The 530-nt window shown below is 70.8% G+C and carries 1 protein-coding gene; it reads right to left on the bottom strand.

The genetic code is table 11. From position 1 onward, the window contains the following. Positions 1-530: beta-ketoacyl synthase N-terminal-like domain-containing protein (locus tag ACP4J0_RS38715; protein ID WP_426604167.1), on the bottom strand; the 530-nt coding region annotated here is incomplete at both ends.

Raw genomic sequence — 530 nt, forward strand, 5'->3', positions numbered from 1 at the left:
GGATGCCCGTTGCGGCGCGCGTCCGACAGCCGCTCCACCAGCAGCATGCCGACGCCCTCACCCCAGCCGGTGCCGTCGGCGGCAGCCGCGAACGCCTTGATCCGGCCGTCTTCCGCCAGCCCCCGCTGACGACTGAAGTCCACGAAGGCCTCAGGGGTCGACATCACCGTCACGCCACCGGCCAGAGCCATGGAGCACTCACCCTGCCGCAGTGCCTGGACGGCGAGGTGCAGCGCCACCAGCGAGGACGAACACGCCGTGTCGACCGTCACTGCCGGGCCCTCCAGCCCCAGCACGTACGAGACCCGGCCCGACATCACGCTGCCCGCGTTGCCCGTGCCGATGTGGCCTTCCAGTCCCTCCGGCTCACGGGTGACGAGGGAGAGGTAGTCCTGGCCGTTGGTGCCCACGAACACACCGGTACGGCTGCCGCGCAGGACGCTCGGATCGATACCGGCCCGCTCGAATGCCTCCCACGAGGTCTCCAGCAGCAACCGCTGCTGCGGATCCATCGCCACCGCCTCACGCGG

Source organism: Streptomyces sp. WG7 (assembly GCF_049975785.1).
GTDB lineage: Bacteria > Actinomycetota > Actinomycetes > Streptomycetales > Streptomycetaceae > Streptomyces.